This window comes from Paraburkholderia sp. PGU19, from assembly GCF_013426915.1.
In the GTDB taxonomy this organism is placed as follows: domain Bacteria; phylum Pseudomonadota; class Gammaproteobacteria; order Burkholderiales; family Burkholderiaceae; genus Paraburkholderia.
Genome location: NZ_AP023179.1, coordinates 857,104 through 880,394, shown reverse-complemented (window position 1 = coordinate 880,394; position 23,291 = coordinate 857,104). Strand labels below are relative to the sequence as shown.

The following is a 23,291-nucleotide window of genomic DNA, read 5'->3' as shown; positions in this document are numbered from 1 at the left end:
GCCGCGTGCGTGCTGGTCCGGGCCGGACGGATCGACAGGAAGTGGGAAGAATGCGCGCGAGACGAGCGCCCAGGAAACGCTCGAAAGCGGTGAACGGCGCAGAGAAGCGTTTAACCGGCCTGCCCGTGAGCGGGATCGTCTGGTGCCGTCTCTTGCGGCACATGACGCACGAGCAGCGTCTGAAACTGGTCCGGCGCGCGGGCTATGCGCTCGTGCTCGCCCGTCGGGCCGAAGCCGAGACGCTCGTAGAAACGCATGGCGTTGCGGTTCGCGTCGGGGATCCACGCGTAGATTTCGGTGGCGCCCGCCCCTGCGAGCCACCCGCTCGCCGTGTTGACGAGCAACTCGCCGCCGCGCAGATGCCGCACGGCGGGCGCGACCCACAGCTCGCTGACGAACGCGCGATGCGAGGGCGCGTCCTCGAAGCACGCGCCGATCAGACCGGCGGGATGCCCTTCCGTGTACAGGATGAACGATGTCGACGTGGCCGACGCGGCGTGCCGCGCGGCCGTTTCTTCGAACGTGGACGCATCGGCCGACAGCGCTTCTTCCTGCGTCTCGCCGAATGCGTAAGGCGCTTCGCGCAGCGAGGCGGTACGAAGCTCGCGGAAGACGACGCCCTGATCGGCTGCGATACGGCGAACGGTCAGTGAAGGACTCATGCGTTCGAAAATCCCTTAAATCCCTTGTGTCATCCGGGTAAAGCGCTAGCGCGTAGCTTTAACCGAACCGACGCGTGAGTCAAATCTTTAATTCGGTGCAGTGCGACCCAGCGCGCATGGGTTGACACGCGGCTACAAAACCGGCACACGCGAGGCCAGGCCGTTTTGCATCGCATCGTGCGCGGGTGGCCACGAACGCTTTCAGCGCCGTCAGCTTGCAGCTCGCGCCGGCATGCCGCCGCGCTCCAGGGCGCATCAGGGCGCCTCGTAGCGCCCCGTGCCGTCGGGCCACGGCGTGAGCAGTTCGTAGCCGTCGTCGGTGACGGCAACCATGTGCTCCCATTGCGCGGACAGCGAGCGGTCTTTGGTGACGACCGTCCAGCCGTCGCGCATCACCGACGTGCCGGCGCGGCCCGCGTTGATCATCGGCTCGATCGTGAACACCATGCCTGGCTTCAGGCGCACGCCCTGCCCCGGCTGGCCGTAGTGCAGCACCTGCGGGTCCTCGTGATACACCTTGCCGATGCCGTGCCCGCAGTAATCGCGCACGATCGAAAAGCCTTCGCGCTGCGCGATCTTCTGGATCGCATGGCCGACGTCGCCGAGCGTCGCGCCCGGCTTGACCTGGCGGATGCCCGCGAGCATCGCCTCATACGTCGTGTCGATCAGCTGCTGTGCGACCGGGCTCGGCTCGCCGACCGTGTACATGCGGCTCGTGTCGCCGAAATAGCCGTCCTTGATGACGGCCACGTCGATGTTGATGATGTCGCCGTCCTTGAGGATCTCGCTTCGATCGGGAATGCCGTGGCACACGACGGAGTTCACCGACGTGCACACCGTCTTCGGAAAGCCCATGTAGCCGACGTTCGCGGCAATCGCCTTCTGCGTGTCTACGATGTAGTCGTGGCAGATCGCGTCGAGTTCGCCCGTGGAGATGCCGGGCTTCACATGCTCGCCGATCATGGCGAGCACGTCGGCGGCGAGCCGGCCTGAGATGCGCAAGCGCGCGACGTCTTCGGGAGTCTTGTAGGTGATGGCCATGTCAGTAAAGCGTTGGCGGCAGGCATGGCGCGTCGCGTTCAACATCGTCGTGCGACGGGCGATCAGGCGGGCATCGCGCGCATCTGGCGCAGCTCGCCTGGCACGGGATGGCCCGCAACGCAAGCCATGCAGCCATGCGTGCGGTTGTCGATCAGGCCATTGTACAGAGTCTGCCCGGGCGGCCGCTCCAGATCCGCAGCGCATCTGCGGCTCGACCAGACGGTTCAACCCGGCGGCGCGCTCCGGATCGCCGCGGCGATGTCGCGGCTCACGGTGGCGAGCGCCCGGCTGTGCGCAGCAACGAGCGCCGTGTCATCCGCGCCCTGCACCGGCTCGCGTACCGTCGAACGGCCCGTCAGCAAGGCCGTGCGGCCCGTCACGCGCACGGTCCACAGCGCGTCGACGGCGACGGCCTCGCCGGGACTCGAATCGAACTGCAGGATATCGACGCGCACACGGTACGCTTCCGTGCCCGCCACCGTCTGCGACGACACCGACACACGCTGCGAGCCGAGCAGCCGCGTCAGGTCGGCAGCAATCACATCGGCCACGCCGCTCCTGAGCGGCTCGCCCCAGCGCGCGAACTCGTTGAGCTTCACTTCGTTGCCCGACACGCGAGTCACGAGCTGCGGCCGGTCGACCAGTTCTGGGACCGTCACGGGCCCGACCACCACCGACACCGACAGCGGCGCGCCCGCGCTTTCGAGCGTCGTGTCGGGACTCAGCGTATAGAAGTTCGAGCGCGGCGAGCTGCACGCGGCCAGCACGGTAATGGCGGCGGCGACGCAAACGCATGCGCCGGGCGGGAGCATCGATCGCTTCACTTTGCGTCCTCCTGTTTGCCTCGTATCAGCGCTTCGGGATGGCGTTGCAGATAATCCGAGAGCGCACGGAACGACGCCGCCGTGCGCGCGAGTTCGCGGATCGCGTCGCTCGTATCCTGCTGCAGCGTCGAATCAGGCGCCAGCGCGCTATTCGCCGAATTGAGCGTGGCCTGCGCCGCCGACAACGTGCTCTTCGCCTGCGGCACCACCTGGGTATTGAGGCTCTGCATCAGCGTACCCGCATCGGCGAGCGCCTGCTGTGTGTTCTTGCCGATCTCCTCGATCGGCAGCTTGTCGATGCGCGTGACGATCCGGTTGATCGACTCCTGCAGCGATTGCAGGCCGCTCGGCTCGGTCGGCAGCTCGGCGGGCGTGCGGCTCCAGTCAATGCTCGCCTTCTGCGCATGCGGGAAGAAATCGAACGAGACGTACAGTTGGCCTGTCAGCAGGCTGCCCGTTTTCAGTTGCCCGCGGAAGCCGCGCGACACGAGGAAATCTGCGATCTCCTTTGGATCGCGCACCACGCGTCCTTCTCCTGGTTCGCCCGCATAGCGCGACGTGAAGCGCTCCGGATAGAACTTGATCTCGACAGGAATGCTGATCTGTTTCGTGACGGGATCAAAACGCGTATAGATCGCCGCCACCTCGCCGAGCACGATGCCGCGAAAATCGACGGGCGCACCCACCGTCAGGCCGCGCACCGATTCCTTGAAGTTGAGCACATAGGTATCGACGATGCGGTCCTGCACCTTCATCGCATCGGCGCGCGTCGCGAACAGCGTAAACGGTGTGCGCACCTGCGCTTCGGCCTCCGCCAGCGACTCCGCGGGCGTTTCGAAGGCCAGACCGCCGATCAGGATCGACACCAGCGACTGCGTGTTGATCTTCACGCCATCCGTGCCGAGTGCGATATCGATACCGCCTGCTTCCCAGAAGCGCGAATCGCTCTTCACGTAGCGGTCGTACGGCGCGTTCACGAAGATATGCAACGTGATGCCGCCACCGTTCTTGTCGAGTTCGTACGACGTCACCTGCCCGACGCGCAAGCGCCGGAAATAGACCGGCGAACCGACATCGAGCGAAGCCAGGTTCGATGCGTGCAGCACGAACTCGCGGCCCGGCACGTCGCTCGCGAACACGGGCGGCACTTCCAGCCCCGTGTAGTCGCGCCGCTCATTCTTCGCGCGGCCGATGTCCATCCCGATGAACGCGCCTGACAACAATGTGCTGATGCCCGACACGTTGCCGCCCGTCACGCGCGGCCGCACGACCCAGAAGCGCGTGTCGTCGACGAGCATGTCGGTGGCGTCGCGCGTGAGTTCGGCCGTGGCGACGACGCTCTTGTAGTCCTTCGACAGCGCAACACTCTTTACGACGCCGATATCGACGTCCTTGAACTTAATCTTGGTCTTGCCCGCTTCGAGCCCTTCGCCTGTCTTGAAGCTGATCGTGATGGTCGGCCCTTGCGAGAGCACCGCCTGCACAGCGAGCCAGACGCCGACCAGCACGGCGACGACAGGCACCAGCCAGATCCACTGGATGCGCCAGCGCTTGCGCGGCACGGCGACGGCTTCAGGTAGCTCGGGCGGGCGGTTCATTCCGTTTTCCTCGCATCCCAGATGAGCCGCGGATCGAACGACATCGCGGCGAACATCGTCAGCACGACGACCGCGCCGAACGCGATCGCAGCAGGACCGGCGCGCACGGTGGCGAGCGCGTTGAACTGCACGAGCGCCGTGAGCACGGCGATCACGTAGATATCGAGCATCGACCAGCGCCCGACCAGTTCGACGAGCCGGTAGATGCGCGCGCGCTGGTCCGGCTGCCAGGTGGAGCGGAAATTGGCCGAGGTCGCGAGAAAACCGATCGCGAGAATCTTCAGCATCGGCACTGCGATGCTCGCGATGAAGACCAGCACCGCAAGCGGCCACGAACCCGAGGTCCACAGATAGACGACGCCGCTCATGATCGTGTCCTTCTGCGCGCCGAACAGCGAACTCGTGTCCATCACGGGAAGCACGTTCGCCGGGATGTAGAGGATGACAGCCGCGATCAGACAGGCCCAGGTACGCGCGAGGCTGTCGGGCTTGCGCAGATGCAGATGCGCGCCACAACGAGGGCAATGCGCGGAGTGCGCCGGCACGTGGACAGCGGCATGCACGTTCGCGTAGTCGCGTTCGTCACTGGTTTGCGCGGGCCCTGGTCGAGTCAGCAAGCCGCAGTCGTGGCACACACACAGGCCGCAGCCCGCCGCTGTTTCGGCAGGAAATGGCGTGTCGCTGTCGAACGCGGGGCCGGCATCGGGCACGCCCTGGAGGCGCGACCACAGATCGCGCGTATCGAACGCAGAGGCGGCGGCCGCGAGCAACAGCATCAACGCGCCGAACGACCACAACGCAGGCCCCGTCACCACCGCCGCGATATGCGCGAGCTTCACCAGCGCGACGAGCAGACCGAGGATCAGCACTTCCGTCATGCCCCACTCCTGCGCGACCCGCAGCGAGCGGAACACGGCATCCGCGCGATACGGCGTGCGCCCGAGCCGCAACGGCAACAGCAGCCACACGAGGCCGAGCGCCTGGCACGCGGGCATCAGTATCGTCGTGATGAAGATCAGCGCCGACAGCGGCCACATGCCATCCCGGTATAGCACGCGCACCGCGCCAAACATCGTCGTTTCGACGAGATCGCCGTTCACCGACAGACCGACGATAGGAAACGCGTTCGACACGATCCACAGCACGCAGGCGGCGAGCGCATAGGCGAGCGTGCGGTCGAGGCTGTTCGCGTGACGCCGGTATAGCGTCGCGCGGCAGCGGCAGCAGCGCAGCACGCCTTCGGGCGGCACGGTGCTTTCGCGCTGGAGCAGATCGCATTCGTGACAGGCGATCACTGGCGTGCGCGTCGCGTGGCCGAGATACGCGGACGCCGTCTCGCTCATTTCGCGCTCTGCGCGGCTGGATCGCCGCTGTGCTGCGCGGCCTGGGTCGTCATGCTTTCGGCCGTGATGACCCAGCCTCCGCCCATCGCCTTGTACAGGTTCACATACGACACCAGCACGCCCGCCTGGGTCTGCGTCTGGTTCAGCTGCGCGTTGAAGAGACTGCGCTCGGCATCGAGCACCTCGATATAGCTCGTGTAGCCGCCTTCGTACCGCAGCCGGGCCAGATGTGCATAGGTCGCCAGCGCGTCCACCTGGCGTGCCTGCACGTCGAACTGTTCACGCACCTTCTGCGACGAGATCAGCGCATCGTCGACTTCCTGGAACGCGACCTGGATCGCCTTGCGGTACGAGTACAGCGCCTGTTGCTGCACCGCCTCGGCCTGCTTCACCTGGCCGACGATCGCGCCGCCTTCGAAGATCGGCTGCGCGATCGAACCCGCAAACGACCACACGCGCGCCGGCCCCGTAAAGAGCTTCGAGAACTGCCCGCTTTGCGTGCCGAGCAGCCCCGTCAGCGAAATCTGCGGGAAATACAGCGCCTTGGCCGCGCCGATCTGCGCATTCGCCGCGACCAGATCCTGCTCGGCCTGACGCAGATCGGGACGGCGCTCCAGCAGGTCCGACGGCAGCCCCGACGGTACGGCAGGCGCCGCGAGTTCGGCCAGCGCGCGCCCGCGCAGGATATCGCCCGGATTGCGCCCGAGCAGCACCGAGAGCGCATCTTCCTGCTGCGCGATCTGCGCCTCGATCTGCGGAATCACCGCGCGCGATGCCTCGTATTCCGACTGGCTCTGCGCGAGTTCCATCTGCGAGACCTCGCCGCCCTTGAAGCGCAGTTCGAACACGTGCACGGATTCGGCGCGGCTCTCCGTGGTGGCCTTCGCGATCTCCAGCTGCCGGTCGAGACTGCGCAGGTTGATATACGACGACGCCACCGACGACACCAGCGTCAGCACCGTGCCGCGCTTCGCTTCTTCCGTCGACAGCAGGCTTGCGCGTGCCGATTCCGTCAGGCGGCGATTGCGGCCGAAGAGATCGATCTCCCACGATGCCGAGAGCGACGCCGTGTACGTGTTGAACACGGGGTTCTGCACGTTCGCGAGCAGCGGCGACGAAGACGTCGAGATGCGCTGGCGTTCGGCATCGAAGCCAGCGCCGACCTGCGGAAACAGCGCCGCGCGCGTCGTCACGAACTGGCCGAGAAACTGGTCGACGCGCGCCGCGGCGATCTTCACGTCGTTGTTGTTCGCCAGCGCGGTCGTGATCAGTTCATCGAGCACCGGGTCGTCGAACTGCTTCCACCATTCAGTGTTCGCGATGTCGGCCGCGTAGTTGTCGGGGAAGCGGTACGTCGCGGGCACGTCGAGCGGCGGGCGCGAGTAGTTCGGCCCGAGCAGGCAGCCGCTCAGGGCGAGGACGCATGGCACGCAGAGAACGAGGGCGCGGCGCATGTCAGTCACCCTCGCGCGGTGCGGACGGGTTCGTCGTCGGGCCGCCGCCGACCTTGGGGCCGCCCACCGAAGGCGGCACCTTTGGCGGCTCGCCCGCCTTCTTGGCCTTCTTCTTCTCCGAGCGCTCCGACATCGTTTCGAGCACATAGAAGAACATCGGAATGAAGAACACCGCGATCGCCGTGGCCCCGAGCATCCCGCCGATCACCCCCGTGCCGATCGAATGCCGGCTGTTGGCCGACGCGCCCGTCGCGATCGCGAGCGGCACGCAACCCAGGATGAACGCGAGCGAGGTCATCACGATCGGCCGCAGCCGCTCCTCGGCCGCCGTCATCGTCGCGTCGAACACCGACTTGCCCGACTCGCGGTTGAGCACCGCGAACTCGAAGATCAGGATCGCGTTCTTCGCCGCGAGCGCCACCAGCATCGTCAGACCGATCTGGAAGTACACGTCGTTGTTCAGCCCGCGCAGCAGGATCGCCAGCAGCGCGCCAAACAACGCAAACGGCACCGCCATCAGCACGCCGAACGGCAGGCTCCACTTCTCGTACTGCGCCGCGAGAATCAGGAACACCATGATCAGACCGAACACGAACACCAGGCCCGAGGTGCCGCCCGACTGCTTCGCCTCGAACGCCTCGCCGCTCCACGCGATCCCGTACTCCGACGGCATCTGCGCGCCCACTTCCTCGAGCGCGGTGATCACCTGGCCCGACGCGTAGCCGGGCGCCGCGTTCGCCGTGATCTTCACGGCCGGGAAGTTGTTGAAGCGCGTGATCAGGTCCGGCCCGGTCACGTAGCGCGAGGTCACCACGGATTTGAGCGGCACCATGCTGCCGTTCGTGCTGCGCACGAAGATCTGCGTCAGGTCGTCGGGCCGCAGCCGGTACGACGGCTCGGCCTGCAAAATCACCTGCCACAGCCGGCTCGAGCGGTTGAACTGCGACACGTACAGCGAGCCGAACATCGTCTGCATCGCGCTGTAGACGTCCTGGACGGGCACGCCGAGCGTCTCGGCCTTGTCGCGGTCCACGTCGACCAGCAGCTGCTGCGAGTTCGCGTTGAAGGTCGAGGTGACGCCCGTCAGTTCGGGGCGCTGCTTGGCCTTCGCGACGAAGTCGTCCACCACGGCGGCGAACTGCGCGATCGTCGCGTCACCCTTGCTCTGGATCCACATCTCCGTGCCGCCTGTGGTGCCCAGCCCCGGAATCGACGGCGGATTGAGGGGCACGACGATGCCCTCGCGGATCTGCGAGAGCGTCTTGTAGGCATCGATGAGCACGGCGCGCGCATTCTGCGTGCGGATATTGGCCGACGAATACCGGTCCTCGAAGCTCTTGAAGCCGACAAAGAACGTCGACGAGTTGTTCTTGTTCTGGCTGTCGAGAATGCTGAAGCCGTCGACCGTCGTGATGCTGCCCACGGCCGGCTGCTTCATGAAGTACTCGGACACGCGGTCCGACACCTGCCCCGTGCGGTCCAGCGACGCCGCATCGGGCATGATCACGGCGCCCAGCAGATAGCCCTGGTCCTCGGGCGGCAGGAACGCGGTGGGGATGTCGCGCATCATCACGACGGCCAGCACGATCATGCCGACAAACAGCAGCAGCGCGATCACGAAGCGCTTGATGATGAGGCGCACGGCACGCGTATAGCCCGCCGTCATGCGCGCGAACTGGTTGTCGAACCAGCGGAAGAAGCCCTTCTTCTCGTGATGTCCGGGCTTGAGCAGCAGCGCCGCGAGCGCGGGCGAGAGCGTCAGCGCGACGATGCCCGAGATCACCACGGAAATCGCAATCGTGATGGCGAACTGCTTGTACATCTGCCCGGTGATGCCGCCGAGAAACGCCACCGGCACGAACACCGCACACAGCACCAGCACGATGGCGACGACGGGCCCGGCCACTTCATCCATCGCCTGCTTGGCGGCCGCCTTCGGATCGAGCTTGTGCACGGTCATGTTGCGCTCGACGTTCTCGATCACGACGATCGCATCATCGACCACGATACCGATGGCCAGCACCATGCCGAACAGCGTGAGCATGTTGATCGAGAAACCAAGCGCCTCCATCCCCATGAACGTGCCGACGATCGACACGGGCACCGCGAGCACGGGAATCAGCGTCGCGCGCAGGCTCTGCAGGAACACGAACACGACGATCACCACCAGCACGACGGCCTCGAAGAACGTGTGCACGACGTCCGAGATCGAGGCGCGCGTGAACTCGGTGGTGTCCATCGCGATCTCGTAGTCGATGCCCTCGGGGAACGTCTTCTTCATCTCGGCGAGCGTGGCGCGCACCTGCTTGGAGACATCGAGCGCGTTGGCGCCCGGCTGCTGGTAGACGGCGATCACGGTGGCGGGCTTGCCCTGGAAGCGGCTGCGGATCGAGTAGTCCTTCTGGCCCAGTTCGGCACGGCCGATGTCCTTCAGGCGCACGATCGCCGCCCCGCCGCTCTGCGCGCGGATGATGATGTTCTCGAACTCGCTGGGCTCCGTCAGGCGCCCGGTGGTCGTGACCGCGAACGACTGTTCGACGGGAGCGCCCGTAGGCGATTGCCCCAGACGGCCGACGGCGAACTGCTGGTTCTGGTTGGCGACGGCGCGCTGCACGTCGGCGGCCGTGATGCCCAGCTGCGCCATGCGGTCAGGGCGCAGCCAGATGCGCATCGCGTAGTCGGGCGTGCCGAAGATGCTCGACTGGTTGGCGCCCGGGATGCGCTTCAGGGCGTCGAGCACGTAGACGTTCGCGTAGTTGGCGATATAGGTGGCGTCGTAGCGCTCGCTGGGCGAGTAGATCGCGATCACCATCATGAACGCCTGCGACTTCTTCTGGACCTGCACGCCCTGGTTGGTGACCGACTGCGGCAGTTGCGGCAGCGCGAGGTTCACGCGGTTCTGCACGTCGACCTGGGCGAGTTCGGGGTTGGTGCCGATCTGGAAGTACGCGTTGATCGTCAGGTTGCCCGTCGAGGAGCTCGACGAGCTCATGTAGATCATGTTGTCGGCGCCGTTGACCTGCTGCTCGATCGGCGCGGCGACGTTGTTGGCGACCACGTCGGCGCTCGCGCCCGGGTAGGTCGCGGAGATCGTGATCTGCGGCGGCGTGATGTCGGGGTACTGCGCGGTGGGCAGCGCGAGCATGCACAGCGCGCCGCCCAGCGTGATGACGATCGAGATGACCGAGGCGAAGATCGGCCGGTCGATGCAGAAGTGGGAGATGTTCATCGGGTCGGGGTGCGCCGGATGGCGTCGGTCGTCATCGGGTCATCGGGTCAGGGCTCACGCTGGCCGGGCGCGTCTGCGCCAGCGTGGCGGCGGGTGCGGACGCCGCGGCGGCGCTCGCCGCAGGCGGCGCGGAAGCCGGCGTGGCAGGCGCACTGCCAGGCGCCGCGCTCACCACCTTGATCTGCGCATCCGACGACACACGGATCGCGCCATCGACCACCACCCGCTCGCCCGCCTTCAGCCCTTCGTTGACGAACCAGTCGTCGCCGTGCCAGTCGCCGACGTCGACCACGCGCTGATGCGGCTTCGAGTCCTGGTCGAGCACCCACACGAAGTGGCTCTTCGCGCCCTGCAGCACCGCGCGCTGCGGCACCAGCACGGCATTGGGCCGTACCGCGCCCGAGACCATCGCGCGCACGAACTGGCCGGGCTTGAGCGTGCCCTTCGGATTGGCGAAGGTGGCGCGCACGAGGAAGGTGCCCGTCTCCTGGCTGAACGCGGGGTTCGCGAAGTCGATGCGGCCCTTCTGCGGATAGACCGAGCCATCGGCCTGGATGATCGTTACGTCGAACTGGTTGTCGGCCGGAAAGCGCAGCAGGCCCTTGGTGATCTGATCGCGATAGCGCAGCAGTTCGTTCTCGGAGATGCTGAAGTTCACCCACATCGGATCGAGCTGGTAGACGTAGGTGAGCAGCCCCGACTGGTTCGGCGTCACATAGCTGCCGTCCTGCACACGCGCGAAGCTCGACAGCCCCTGCAGCGGCGAGCGGATCGTGCAGTAGCTCAGGTTCAGCTCGGCCGTGCGCACTTCGCCCTGCGCGGCGATTACAGCGGCTTCGGCCTGTTTCTCGTTGCCGGTGGCATCGTCGAGATCCTTCTTGCTCAACGCGTTCTGCGCAGCCAGCGGAATCACGCGGGCGAGGTTCTGCTTCGTGACGAGTAACCGGGCCTGCTGCTGCGCGAGCGCGCCCTTGGCGGACTGCAGTGCCGCCTCGAAGGGCTGCTTGTCCATCACGAACAGCACCTGGCCGTCCTTGACAAGCGCGCCTTCCGTGTACATGCGCCGCTCCAGAAAACCATCCACGCGCGCACGGATTTCCACCTCGCGTGAACTCTGCGTCTGCGCGGTGAACTCGAAATCGACGGGCGTTTCCTGCTGCCGCACCGTGACGACGGTGACTTCGACGCTCGGGCGTGGGGGTTCGGTGGGGGCTTTCTTGCAGGCGGTGAGGCACAGCACGGACACGAGCGCCGCCAGCGGCCAGCGTGACGCACGTGCCGCAGCGCGGCCCCAATGCTGCATGGCAGCCGGCCCCGTCCCTGACATGCCCACGTACGATCGACAATTCATCGCGCGGCTCCCTTCGATCGACATGTCATTGCGCCGTATACCCGCGTCCCGTCATGCAGGCCGCGACCGCGCGGTTCCAGGTAGCCATCTGCTGCGATGTCTGCTGTTGGGTGGCCTGCTGTTGCTCCTGAGCAGCGGCAGTCTGACGGCGTTGCCGCGCGCCGCCCGCCATCGTGCCCACGATCGCGCCCGCCGCCGCGCCTTTACCTGCGTCGCCCGCGATCGCGCCGATCGCCGCGCCGCCGGCCGCACCGCGCGCCGCGCCGCCCAGCCGCTGTCCGGACGGTCCCGGCGGCGGCGGCTGATTCGCGGCGTTCTGCGCAAGCGCGGCAGGATTGACGCCCGTGTTCTGCGTCGCCCAGTTGTGGCACTGCGCCGTGTCGTTGGACTGCGTCTGCTGGCTCTGGCCTTTGGCGGGATAGAAGATAGGTTGTTGTGCCGCTGCTGCATCTGCCAGCAGCAACGTCGTAGCGAATATCAGCGTCGTTCCAAGAACTCGTTTCATGTTGAAGCTTCCCAAGCGATACGGTTGCGTCCGCCGCGCCTATTGCGCACATCGCGCGGCGAACAAATCCAGATGAGCGTCACCCGGCCTGGCGAATCCGATGCGTCCAGTGTGGAATCGGGCCAGGTCGAAAACAATTGGACCTTGGTCCAATAAGCCGTTCGGGACAATGATCTTGCGCAAGCACATGGGCTCGCTCCTGTGCCAGACTGTTCTGCTGGCTAAACGGTCGCTGAGTCATAGCGGCGCAGTGATGCCGAGCACGGCACACACTGTCCTGATAAAAAGCACATCGTTGAAGGGCTTGCGCAGATAGGCCTTCGCGCCCGCCGCGAGCGCGGCTTCACGCACGCCGGCGTCGTCGTGAGCGGTGATGAAAATGACGGGCACGGCGCTGCCGGCCAGCCGGCGCTGCACCTCGATCCCGTTGGCGCCGGGCATCTGCACGTCGAGGATCGCGCAATCGGGATGGTACGAAGGCGTGGCCGACAGCACATCGAGAAATTCGTCCCCACTCGTGTACGTATCGGCCGCGATCCCGACGGAGCGCAACAGACGCCTGATCGCCCTGCTCACCGACGCATCGTCGTCGACCACGACGACGAAGGGTTTGTCTGTGCCCATTCTGATTAGCCCATTGAGCCGCGACGTCCACGCAAACGGTGCGCGGACGTCTCAGCAATAGACTATGAGACTGCGGGCGTCGGTGGTATTGGACCTTGGTCCCGTATCGGCCTGGAGGCCGGCCTGCGCGCATCGGCGGAGGAATCCGTGTGCGGCGGCGCGGGTAAATGGTTCGCGGGGTTGGCGTGGCTGGTGACGGCCACCTTGTCGGCGATGCGCACCAGCTCGGCGAGCGAACTCACTTCCATCTTCTGCATCACGCGCGCGCGATGCGCCTTGACGGTTTTCTCGACCGTGCCGAGTTCGCAGGCCACCTGCTTGTTCAGGCGGCCGAGCACGACGAGATTCATCACTTCGCGCTCGCGCACCGTCAGGCGTCCGACGCGGCTGCGCAATTCTTCCATTTCGTGGATCGACTTCGACACTTCGACGGAACTCGCCAGCGCCAGATCGATCGCGCGTAACAGGTCGTCGTCGCGAACGGGCTTGGTGAGGAAATCGGTCGCGCCGGCCTTGATCGCGCCGACTGTCATTGCGATGTCGCCGTGCCCCGTCAGGAAAACAATGGGCAGACGCGCATCGAGCTCGCGCTGCAACTCGAGTCCGCTCAGATCGGGCAATTGCACGTCGAGCACGACGCAAGCCGGCGTGCGCTCGCCACGCGCATGCTCGAGGAATTCGCGCGCCGAACCGTACGCCTCGACCTCATGACCTGCCGACCGGACGAGCCGCGTGAGCGCGCGGCGCACGGACGGGTCGTCGTCGACGACGTAGACGAGCGCGGCCGCTTCGTTCATGACGCCGCCTGCACAACGCCAGCGTTGCTCACATCGCGCGATGCGGGCAGCGCAACATAGAACGTCATGCCGTGGTCGAAATTGTTCTCGGCCCACAGGCGGCCGCCGTGAATCTGCACGATCGAGCGGCTGATCGACAGCCCGAGGCCCAGGCCTTGCGGCTTCGACGTGACGAACGGCTTGAAGATGCATTCGAGCTTGTCCGCCGTCTGTCCATGCCCGCGGTCGCGCACGGCGATGCGCACCCTGCCTTCGCTGTCGGCTCGCGCAAAAAGCGCCACCACGCGATCAGACGGGCCGCACTCGCTGACGGCATCGAACGCGTTGAGCAGCAGGTTGAGTAGCACCTGCTGCAGTTGCACCCTGTCGCCGCGCACCGGAGGCAAGCCATCGTCGATCACGTGCGACACGTGGATGCCGCGCGCGACGGCATCGCCATGCACGAGCAGCGCGACGTCGCGCAGCAGTCCGCCGACATCGAGATTCGCCAGTTGCGGCTGCTCTTCCTTTTTCACGAAGGCGCGCATCCGGCGGATCACTTCGCTCGCGCGGCCGCTGTCGTCGACGATGTCCTTCAGGATGTCGCGCACTTCGGCAAGGTCGATCGGCGTCTGATCCATGAAGCGCTGCGCAGCCTGACCGTTGCTGAGGATCGCCGTCAGAGGCTGGTTCAGTTCGTGCGCGAGCGATGCGGCGAGTTCGCCCATCGTCGATATGCGCGTCAGGTGCGCCAGCTCGCGGCGATTGCGTTCGAGTTCGAAGCGCTCCGTCATGTCGGTGATGAACGCGACAGTCGCGACGCGCCCTTCATAACGGATCGCGCTCGTGGCAATTTCGGCGGGAAACTCGCTGCCGTCGCGGCGGCGGGCGCGCAGACTGCTCGTGCCGGCCGGGCGGCCCGGATGCGCGGCGCCCGCGCGGTGCTCGTGCGGAAGCGCCGGCGCAACGAGGCCGACACATGCGCCCGCCAGCACGCCGCGCGGATAGTCGAAGAGACGTTCGGCCTGCGCGTTGGCGAGGACGATCACGCCATGTTCGTCGAACACGACGGACGCCACGGGCAGGCATTCGATTACATCGGCGAGCTCGTTCATCGCGCCGCGTCGTCGGTGCGCGAACGTGAAAAAGGCGCTTGCGCCTTGCATGGTTCTACTGTGCGCAATTGGATTCATCACGCGATTGAGCATCATCGATACGGACACGCCGTTGCGCGTATGTACGGACGCCCCTGCGCGTTCCGGCGCGATGCGGCGCGGATGCAGCGACCACCAGACGACGATTGCAGCCACCGCGACTGTCAAAGCAGGAATAGCGATGTGCATGGCTTACCGTTCCTCAAGACGTTCGCACTCGAACTGCCGTGACCACGTGCGCGCGCCTTCGTTGTTGTTAGCAACGCAACCGGGCGACGGCGCGGGAATCGGGCGCGCGACGCCTCTGCCTTTACGCATGAAACCGTGACAACGTCTTGTCGTGATGCATCTCGTCGACCGACGAGTTTAATAATCTGCTGCAAACAAAGAACTGTGAAATCGCCGTTGATATACCACTCGAATCTTCATATGGACTGCGAATATTCAATATCATTTTTGGTCAATTATCGCGGTCGATTCTTCACTCTTCCGCACCAATGTGAGGAAAAAAATGCAACTTCATCCTATGCAGAAAGTAAGCCTTAGTAAAGGATCACGGTAGCCCTTAACGAAAAACTACATGCGGCCATCAGATTTCGCATTGGCTTCGTAGGGCAATGCTTATTGAAGCAAGCGTTTTAATGGCAGCGTTTGATGCGCAACCCGAAATAATCGAAGGTTTACTGGAATATCTCGGGTTGCTTTGGGATCCGCTGGGGATCACGCGGGGAGGTTGGAGAGTCAGGCAAAATCGGACGGACCTGGCGCCGGAACGCCGGGCGGCGGATCATCGTCGCCTATCGACTCGGCCGGATCTTTATCATCCGTCTTCGGCTTTTCGGGCAATGGCTGATCGAGGCCAGGCTCGACGGGCGTGGGGATGGCATCGCCGATCGGCTTGTTGAGCTCGTTCGGCGGAATTTCGGCCGGATCTCTCGGCTCGGTGTGCTCTTCTCCCTTGGGGTTCGTCATCGTGGACTCCATCCTGTTTAGATGGCCTCTACGACGCAACAACCATACCAATGGAACGGTGGCAAGCGTTCGAAGAATAGTCGGACGCCCGCAACACCTGAGTGACATTCGATGTGCGGGAGAACATGCGCTAAAGCGCCGTGTGGAAAGAACGAAGCGCAAAAGGCGGAAAGACGGGTGTGTAAGGCGAATGCGTTGTAAATTGCGACGCCCCACGTCGCGTATTGGCAAAGTCAGCGATACCGACTCTTTAGAAGCCTCACAAACGAAAACAGGCCCCGAAGGGCCTGTTTCGCTTTGCATCTGGCGGAAAGGGTGGGATTCGAACCCACGGTACAGCATAACTGTACACCGGATTTCGAGTCCGGCGCATTCGACCACTCTGCCACCTTTCCAGATTCTTTGACTTACCAGCAAGTGGTCTTGTCGCGTCACACTAAGCGGGTCGCTGCTTGCGTGAGACGAAGATTATAGAACACCTGTTTTTGAATTCCAAGCCCTTTTTCGCAGAAACTTGAAGAGGACTTGGATCGATCTGAAGAGACCACTTCGCTCAGGCCGCCGCCTTCACTTCGAGGCGTTCGATTCCACCCAGATACGGACGCAACGCCGCCGGCACCGTCACAGAGCCATCAGCGTTCTGGAAGTTCTCCAGCACCGCGACGAGCGTCCGGCCGACCGCCAAACCCGAACCGTTGAGCGTATGCACGAGCTCGGGCTTGTTCTGCGCGTTGCGGAAGCGGGCCTGCATCCGGCGCGCCTGGAACGCTTCCGTGTTCGAGCAGCTCGAGATCTCGCGATAGGTGTTCTGCGCCGGCAGCCACACTTCGAGGTCATAGGTCTTCGTCGCCGAAAAGCCCATGTCGCCCGTACACAGCGTGATCACGCGATACGGCAGTTCGAGCTTCTGCAGGATCGTCTCCGCGTGCGTGACCATCTGCTCGAGCGCGTCATACGACGTGTCCGGCGCAACGACCTGCACCATCTCGACCTTGTCGAACTGATGCTGACGGATCATGCCGCGCGTGTCGCGGCCGTACGAGCCTGCTTCCGAACGAAAGCACGGCGAATGCGCCGTGAGCTTGATGGGCAGTTCGTTAGCATCGACGATGCTCTCGCGCACCGTGTTCGTCAGCGAGATTTCCGACGTCGAGATCAGATACTGCGTGACCGTGTTTTCACCACCGCCCTTTTCGACGCGGAACATGTCGTCGGCGAACTTGGGCAACTGGCCCGTGCCGAACAGGATTTCAGGATTGACGATGTACGGCGTGTAGATTTCCGTATAGCCGTGCTGCTGCGTGTGCGTGTCGATCATGAACTGCGCGAGCGCACGATGCAGACGCGCGATCTGTCCGCGCAACATCGTGAAGCGCGCGCCCGACAGCTTCGCGCCCGTTTCGAAGTCGAGGCCGAGCGGCGTGCCGACGTCGACGTGATCCTTCACCTCGAAGTCGAACTGACGCGGCGTGCCCCAGCGGCGCACTTCGACATTGCCTGCTTCGTCGTTGCCGACGGGAACGCTTTCGTGCGGCAGGTTCGGCACGCCGAGCAGCAGGTCGGACAGACGCTTCTGGATGTCTTCGAGCTGCACCGCCGACGCCTTCATCTCGTCGCCAAGTCCGCCCACTTCGGCCATCACCGCCGACGTGTCCTCGCCTCGCCCTTTCATCGCGCCGATCTGCTTCGACAGACTGTTGCGCTTTGCCTGCAGCTCTTCGGTACGGGTCTGGATGGCGCGGCGTTCGGCTTCGAGCGCGGAGAAAGCCGCAACGTCGAGGGTGTAGCCGCGATCGGCGAGGCGTTTCGCGACGCCGTCGATGTCTTTGCGCAGCAGCTGGATGTCAAGCATGGGAAGGGGCGACAGTTCGTTGTGTGAATGGGCGATTTTAGCGCACCGGCGCGGCTGGCCGGCGGCATTGTCGGGTCAGGCGCAACGCGCGGCTCAGCTTTTCTTGCGGTTCTCGCTGCGCCATTGGGCGTCGAGGTCGGCAAGACGCGACAGCTTCTCGCCGATCTTGCCTTCGAGCCCGCGCGGCGTCGGCTGATACCAGTTCGGGTCGCGCATGCCGTCGGGCAGATAGGTTTCGCCCGCGGCATAAGCATCGGGTTCGTCGTGCGCGTAGCGGTACTCGTGGCCGTAGCCGAGTTCCTTCATCAGTTTGGTCGGCGCGTTACGCAGATGGACGGGCACGGCGCGCGACTGATCCTTGCCGACGAAGCTGCGCGCCTGGTTGTACGCGTTGTAGCCCGCGTTCGACTTCGGCGCGACGGCCAGATAGATCACCGCCTGCGCGAGCGCCAGCTCGCCTTCGGGCGTCCCGAGGCGTTCGTAGGTTTCGGCGGCGTCGAGCGCGATGCGCGCGGCGCGCGGGTCGGCAAGTCCGATGTCTTCCCATGCCATCCGCACGAGGCGCCGCGACAGATAGCGCGCGTCGGCACCGCCGTCGAGCATCCGGCAGAACCAGTACAGCGCGCCGTCCGGATTGCTGCCGCGCACCGACTTGTGCAAGGCGCTGATCTGGTCGTAGAACGCGTCGCCGCCTTTGTCGAATCGGCGCAGGTTTTCGGACAACGCGCTGGCGAGCAGTTCGCCGTCGATGTCCGTTTTCTTCTGCTGCGCCGCCGCGCGAGCGACAATTTCCATATTGTTGAGCAGCTTGCGGCCGTCGCCGTCGGCGGAGCCGACCAAGGCGTCGCGCGCTTCGTCAGTGAAGGTGTAGCCGCCCAGTTCCTTCTGGGCGCGGTCCAGCAGTTCGCGCTGCTCGTCGGCATCGAGGCTCTTGAGAACATACACGGCCGCCCGCGACAGCAACGCGCTGTTCACCTCGAACGATGGATTTTCCGTCGTCGCACCGACAAACACGAACAGCCCCGACTCGACGTGCGGCAAGAACGCGTCTTGCTGGCTCTTGTTGAAGCGATGCACTTCGTCGACGAACACGAGCGTCTGATGACCATTCGCGCGATGGATCTGCGCCGTTTCAACGGCTTCGCGGATATCCTTCACGCCCGACAGCACCGCCGACAGCGCGATGAACTGTGCGTCGAACGCGTCGGCCATCAGCCGCGCGAGCGTGGTCTTGCCGACGCCCGGCGGACCCCAGAGGATCATCGAGTGCGCTTCGCCCGACTCGAACGCGACGCGCAGCGGCTTGTTCGGGCCGAGCAGATGCTTTTGCCCGATGACATCGTCGATGGTGCGGGGCCGCAGGCGCTCGGCGAGCGGAACATTGGCGCGGGTTTCTTCGAACATGGCGTTTTGGGGATAATCTCGGCTTTTCGGGTATAAACCGTCACGATGCACAGAATGCAGCACCGGCCGCGCGACGGCATGGCCCTGAACGGCATGCAACCGCGCGAAACCGTCATCCGGCGGGCTGCGGCGCATGCAGAGTTGTGCATTATGACAGCCGCCGCGCGGCGAGGCCCGCGGCAAACGTTATAGGCTGTTTCTGATGAGCGGTCCGCAAGACGCGTACCGCACGAGCCGCACAAGAAGGCCGAACGCACGGCCGACACGACAACGACAGACAGACAGGAAAATTTCGATGGTTCAGGATCCAATCGCCGGCGAGTCCGGTTCGACCTACGCGCCGCTCAAGCCGGTGCCGGACTCGCGCCGCGCGTTCAAGACGGGCGACGCATTCGCGCTGTGGTTTTCGCTCGGTATCGGGCTGCTGGTCGCGCAGGCGGGCGCGCTGCTGGTGCCCGGCCTGTCGCTGCCGCATGCGTTGCTGGCGATCCTGATCGGCAGCGTGATCGGCGTCGTGCTGCTCGCGCTCGCGGGAGTGATCGGCACGGATACGGGGCTAGCCGCGATGTCGTCGCTGCGCCCGACGCTCGGCGTGCGCGGCGCGTCGATTCCCGCCGTGCTGAACATGATCCAGCTGGCCGGCTGGGGCTCGTTCGAAGTGATCGTGATGCGCGATTCCGCCGACGCGCTGTCGAAACAGGCGTTCGGCTTCTCGGCGCCGCTTGTCTGGACGCTGATTTTCGGCGTGCTGGCCACGCTGCTCGCGATCAGCGGGCCGCTTTCGTTCGTGCGGCGCTTTCTGCGCTCGTGGGGCATCTGGCTGCTGCTCGCGGGCGCCGCGTGGCTTACCTACGCCGTTCTTGCGCAGCACGATCTCGGCGCGCTGATGCGTCGTCCGGGCACTGGGGAGATGTCGTTCGGCGGCGCGGTGGATCTGGTTGTCGCGATGCCGTTGTCGTGGCTGCCGCTGATCGCGGACTACACGCGCTTCGGCCGCAAGGCGGGCGAGACGTTCCGCGGCACGATTCTCGGCTACGGCATTGCGAATATCTGGTTCTACGCGCTCGGCGCGGTGTACGGGCTTGCGGCGGGCGGCGGCGATGCGCTGCTGACGACGGCGCTCGCGCAAGCGGGCGGCGGCCTCGCGCTACTGCTGGTGTTGATCGATGAAATCGACAACGCATTCGCCGACGTGCATTCGGCCGCTGTCTCGACGGGCACGTTCTGGACGCGGGCGAGCGTGCCGCTGTTGTCCGCCGGGTTCGGCGCGCTGTGCACGCTGATCGCGCTGGTCGTGCCGATGGCGAAGTACCAGAACTTCCTGCTGCTGATCGGTTCGGTGTTTGCACCGCTGTTCGGCGTAGTGCTGGTCGATCACTTCATCGTGCGCAAGCGGCGCATCGAAGCCGCCGCGCTCGCCGATACGCAAGGCCGCTACGGCTTCTCGGGCGGCTGGCACGTGAGCGCATTTATCGCGTGGGCAGTCGGCATCGCCGCGTATCAGGCGATCAACCAGTGGCTGCCGAATCTCGGCGCGACGCTGCCCGCGCTGGCCATCGGCGCGGTGTGCTATCTCGCGCTGGTGTCGACGCGCAAGCAGGCTTACGCGTAACAAAGCGCGAAAAAAACGCCCCGCGACACAAGTCACGGGGCGTCTTCATCTAATTCGCGTCAGACGCGAGCGCGGTAAGACTTAGCGTCCCGCCGGCCGATACTCGACGCCCGGCAGCACGCACAGCAACTCAAACGCGAGATTCGCGCCGAGCAGCGCCGTCGTGCCGAACGGATCGTACGGCGGCGCGACTTCCACCAGATCGCAGCCGACGATATTCAACCCACGCGCGCCGCGAATGATTTCGAGCGCCTGCGGCACCGTCAGACCCGCGATCTCCGGCGTGCCCGTGCCCGGCGCGAAAGCAGGATCGATCCCGTCGATATCGAATGTGATGTAGACGGGGCCGTCGCCCATCTGTTCGCGCACGCGCGACATCAGCGGCGCCAGCGACTGGTTCCAGCATGCCTCGGCCTGCACGACCTGGAAGCCCTGATCGCGACACCAGTCGAAATCTTCCGCCGCGTAACCCGTGCCGCGCAGACCGATCTGCACGACACGATCGCAATCCAGCAGGCCCTCTTCGACCGCGCGGCGGAACGGCGTACCGTGCGCGATCTTCTCGCCCATCATCGTGTCGTTGACGTCCGCGTGCGCGTCGACGTGAATCAGACCGACCTTGCCGTGCTTGCGGTGAATTGCGCGCAGGATTGGCAGCGCGATCGTGTGATCGCCGCCCAGCGTGATCGGCTTCGCGCCGTGTTGGAGGATCTCGTCGTAAGCGCGCTCTATCCGGCCGATCGAATCCAGCAGGTTATACGGATTGATCGCAACGTCTCCGATATCGGCGACGCGCAGCGAGTCGAACGGCGCGGCACGCGTCGCCATGTTGTACGGGCGCAGCAGGACCGATTCCGCCCGAATCTGGCGCGGCCCGAAGCGTGCGCCCGTGCGGTTCGACGTCCCCAGATCGAACGGCACACCGACGAAACACACGTCGAGCCCTTCCGCCGACCCGACATTCGGCAGCCGCATCATCGTGGCAATCCCGCCCGAGCGCGGCATCGCGTTGCCCGACAACGGCTGGGGCCGTTCCGTCAGGTCCGGGGAAATGAAATTCGAAGAAGTATTCATCGTGGTTCGCCAATGAAAGGCGCCGTGTCTTATAAAAGCTTGAGATCCAGCCGCCGCAAGGCGCGCGAGGCCGGGGCATTTCTTATTTTTGTGCAGTTCCGGCGAAGATAAAATGCCAACAGAAAAAACTTCACATCGATTCGTACCGATGTATCCTGCCGTATGTTCTCGCAACTCACCGATCTAGACCTTCGCCTGATCCGCGTGTTCCTCGCCATCGTGGACGCGGGCGGCGTTTCGCCCGCACAGGCTACCTTGAATGTAGGTCAATCCACGATCAGCACCCAACTATCGACGCTCGAAACCCGTCTGGGTTATCGGCTGTGCGAGCGCGGCCGCAGCGGATTTAGCCTGACCGCGCGAGGCGAGCAGTTCGTCGAAGCGGCGCGAGCGCTGCTTTCCGCCGTCGACGCGTTCGGCGCGCAGGCGCGAAATGTCGGACGAAAACTGGTCGGGACGCTCGGAATCGGGATGATCGGGCACACGCCCGTGTCGGAAAGTGCGCGAATCAGCGATGCAATCGCCCGCTTTCGCGCCCGGGACGAATCTGTACGCTTCTCAATTCTGGTGCGCTCGCCGGGCGAACTCGAAGAATTGCTGCTGAGCGGACGGATTCAGATCGGTATCGGATATTTCTGGCATCGCGTTCCGTCGCTTGAGTACACGGAGATTTTTTCCGAGGAACAGCTTGCGTATTGCGCGAAGGGGCATCCGCTGTTCGACCAGGCAGGCAATGTCTCACCCGCCGACGCGGCGCAGCATGAATGGGCGTGGCGCAGTTATCCGCTGCCCGAAGCCGAAGCGTCGACGACGCCGCACAACGTCACCGCAGTTGCCGACAACATGGAAGCCGTCGCGATGCTCGTGCTGTCGGGTCATCACCTCGGCTATCTGCCGGGGCACTTCGCCGCGCCGTATGTGAAGGAGGGTTTGCTTGCCGCGTTGAACGCGCAGCAGATGGGCTACCGCGTCGCGTTTCACATGGTCACGCGCATGCGGCAGCATCGGACGGAAATCGTCGATGCGTTTATCGACGATATGAAGGCCGCGCATCCGTCGCCCGGCCTTCAGGCGTGAACGAGGCGGTTAGCCGTTGATCACGTCGGCGCCCTTCGGCACCGTGAACTTGAATGCGTCGGCGGGCAGCGGCGGGTTCTTCTGGATGTTCGAGAATTTCAGCAGCGTCACGTTGCCGAACACATCGTGCAGTTCCATTGCTTCGAGGTTGCCATCACGAAAGCCGATGCCGACGCGCTGAAACTGCGTGTCCTTCGACTTCGGAATCAGTTCGAGCCAGTCGATGCCCGCCTTCACGCCCGCGTCCTTCAGCGTGAAGTTCTTGTCGAGATCGTTGCTGCCGAACAGGATCGCGGCCGGGCTCGCACCGAGCGCGCCGCCCAGTTTGCGCACGGTCACCTGATTCAGGTCTTTGTCGTAGACGTAGAGCTTGTCGCCGTCGGCCTGGAGCAATTGCGCGTACGGCTTCTCATACGCCCAGATGAACTTGCCCGGACGCGCGAACGTGAACGTGCCGCTCGACACCTTGTTCTGCGTCGCGTTTTGCGTCGACAGCACGCCGCTCGCCTGTTGCTGCGTGTTGCTCGGTGCGCGCACTTCCGTTTGCACGAATTCGCCGCGCGCCGAATGCACTTGCGACACGAACTGCTTAAGTTGATCCGTGCCGCCTGCGAATGCATGCGACGCGACGAGCATCGATGCGCCGAAAGCCAGCGTGCGCATCAGACTGCCAAGACGGGTCTTAGACCCAACGATTTGCAACATATTGTTTTCTCCCTTAACCAGACCGAAGCGAGTG

The 23,291-nt window shown here is 64.6% G+C and carries 19 protein-coding genes and 1 tRNA gene; 2 read left to right on the top strand and 18 right to left on the bottom strand.

Annotation, left to right across the window (positions count from 1 at the left end; translation table 11 throughout):
* Window positions 1-110: 110 nt before the first annotated feature.
* The 16 genes from H1204_RS03975 to H1204_RS03900 form a co-directional block, all read right to left on the bottom strand.
* Complete coding sequence (locus H1204_RS03975; RefSeq protein WP_180729925.1) at window positions 111-662, bottom strand: GNAT family N-acetyltransferase; 552 nt, start codon at window positions 660-662, stop codon at window positions 111-113.
* A gap of 255 nt (window positions 663-917) precedes the next feature.
* Complete coding sequence (gene map / locus H1204_RS03970; RefSeq protein WP_180729923.1) at window positions 918-1,703, bottom strand: type I methionyl aminopeptidase; 786 nt, start codon at window positions 1,701-1,703, stop codon at window positions 918-920.
* Window positions 1,704-1,927: 224 nt separating this feature from the next.
* The gene (locus H1204_RS03965) at window positions 1,928-2,527 is read right to left on the bottom strand and encodes a PqiC family protein (RefSeq protein WP_180729922.1); all 600 of its coding nucleotides are present in this window, start codon (window positions 2,525-2,527) and stop codon (window positions 1,928-1,930) included.
* A complete protein-coding gene (locus H1204_RS03960; protein ID WP_180729920.1) occupies window positions 2,524-4,125 on the bottom strand; it encodes an MlaD family protein in 1,602 nt (533 codons plus the stop codon). Before H1204_RS03960 ends, H1204_RS03965 begins: the two co-directional genes overlap by 4 nt.
* Window positions 4,122-5,468 (bottom strand): paraquat-inducible protein A, encoded by a 1,347-nt coding sequence (locus H1204_RS03955; protein ID WP_180729918.1) that lies wholly within the window; start codon window positions 5,466-5,468, stop codon window positions 4,122-4,124. Before H1204_RS03955 ends, H1204_RS03960 begins: the two co-directional genes overlap by 4 nt.
* The gene (locus tag H1204_RS03950) at window positions 5,465-6,922 is read right to left on the bottom strand and encodes an efflux transporter outer membrane subunit (protein WP_180729916.1); all 1,458 of its coding nucleotides are present in this window, start codon (window positions 6,920-6,922) and stop codon (window positions 5,465-5,467) included. The genes H1204_RS03955 and H1204_RS03950 overlap by 4 nt, the downstream gene beginning before the upstream one ends.
* A 1-nt stretch (window position 6,923) precedes the next feature.
* Window positions 6,924-10,151 carry a multidrug efflux RND transporter permease subunit gene (locus tag H1204_RS03945; RefSeq protein ID WP_180729915.1) on the bottom strand — a complete coding sequence of 1,076 codons (3,228 nt, stop codon included), beginning with the start codon at window positions 10,149-10,151 and terminating at the stop codon, window positions 6,924-6,926.
* A gap of 31 nt (window positions 10,152-10,182) precedes the next feature.
* Window positions 10,183-11,454, bottom strand: coding sequence for an efflux RND transporter periplasmic adaptor subunit (locus H1204_RS03940; protein ID WP_198001223.1), 1,272 nt, complete (start codon window positions 11,452-11,454; stop codon window positions 10,183-10,185).
* Window positions 11,455-11,527: 73 nt separating this feature from the next.
* Complete coding sequence (locus tag H1204_RS03935; RefSeq protein WP_180729913.1) at window positions 11,528-12,007, bottom strand: glycine zipper family protein; 480 nt, start codon at window positions 12,005-12,007, stop codon at window positions 11,528-11,530.
* Between the two features lie 237 nt (window positions 12,008-12,244).
* Complete coding sequence (locus tag H1204_RS03930; RefSeq protein ID WP_180729912.1) at window positions 12,245-12,631, bottom strand: response regulator; 387 nt, start codon at window positions 12,629-12,631, stop codon at window positions 12,245-12,247.
* 62 nt (window positions 12,632-12,693) lie between these two features.
* Complete coding sequence (locus tag H1204_RS03925) at window positions 12,694-13,428, bottom strand: response regulator (protein WP_180729910.1); 735 nt, start codon at window positions 13,426-13,428, stop codon at window positions 12,694-12,696.
* Window positions 13,425-14,750 carry a PAS domain-containing sensor histidine kinase gene (locus H1204_RS03920; protein WP_180729909.1) on the bottom strand — a complete coding sequence of 442 codons (1,326 nt, stop codon included), beginning with the start codon at window positions 14,748-14,750 and terminating at the stop codon, window positions 13,425-13,427. Before H1204_RS03920 ends, H1204_RS03925 begins: the two co-directional genes overlap by 4 nt.
* A gap of 552 nt (window positions 14,751-15,302) precedes the next feature.
* Window positions 15,303-15,533, bottom strand: coding sequence for a hypothetical protein (locus H1204_RS03915; protein WP_180729907.1), 231 nt, complete (start codon window positions 15,531-15,533; stop codon window positions 15,303-15,305).
* Window positions 15,534-15,837: 304 nt separating this feature from the next.
* Window positions 15,838-15,928: transfer RNA gene (locus H1204_RS03910), tRNA-Ser, on the bottom strand.
* A 158-nt stretch (window positions 15,929-16,086) separates the two neighbouring features.
* Entirely contained in the window at window positions 16,087-17,385 is a 1,299-nt protein-coding gene (serS, locus tag H1204_RS03905) for a serine--tRNA ligase (protein WP_180729905.1), read from the bottom strand.
* A gap of 93 nt (window positions 17,386-17,478) precedes the next feature.
* Entirely contained in the window at window positions 17,479-18,789 is a 1,311-nt protein-coding gene (locus tag H1204_RS03900; protein WP_180729899.1) for a replication-associated recombination protein A, read from the bottom strand.
* A 295-nt stretch (window positions 18,790-19,084) separates the two neighbouring features.
* Between H1204_RS03900 and cytX the strand changes: the two genes are divergently transcribed.
* Entirely contained in the window at window positions 19,085-20,401 is a 1,317-nt protein-coding gene (gene cytX / locus H1204_RS03895; RefSeq protein WP_180729898.1) for a putative hydroxymethylpyrimidine transporter CytX, read from the top strand.
* A gap of 81 nt (window positions 20,402-20,482) precedes the next feature.
* Here the strand turns inward: cytX and speB are convergent, their stop codons facing one another.
* Entirely contained in the window at window positions 20,483-21,475 is a 993-nt protein-coding gene (gene speB / locus H1204_RS03890; protein WP_180729896.1) for an agmatinase, read from the bottom strand.
* A 162-nt stretch (window positions 21,476-21,637) separates the two neighbouring features.
* Here speB and H1204_RS03885 point away from each other — a divergent pair, with 162 nt between their 5' ends.
* Window positions 21,638-22,552, top strand: coding sequence for a LysR family transcriptional regulator (locus H1204_RS03885; RefSeq protein ID WP_180729895.1), 915 nt, complete (start codon window positions 21,638-21,640; stop codon window positions 22,550-22,552).
* 9 nt (window positions 22,553-22,561) lie between these two features.
* On the opposite strand, the gene lolA is transcribed toward H1204_RS03885, so the two are convergent.
* Window positions 22,562-23,257 (bottom strand): outer membrane lipoprotein chaperone LolA, encoded by a 696-nt coding sequence (gene lolA / locus H1204_RS03880; protein WP_180729894.1) that lies wholly within the window; start codon window positions 23,255-23,257, stop codon window positions 22,562-22,564.
* Window positions 23,258-23,291: the final 34 nt, after the last annotated feature.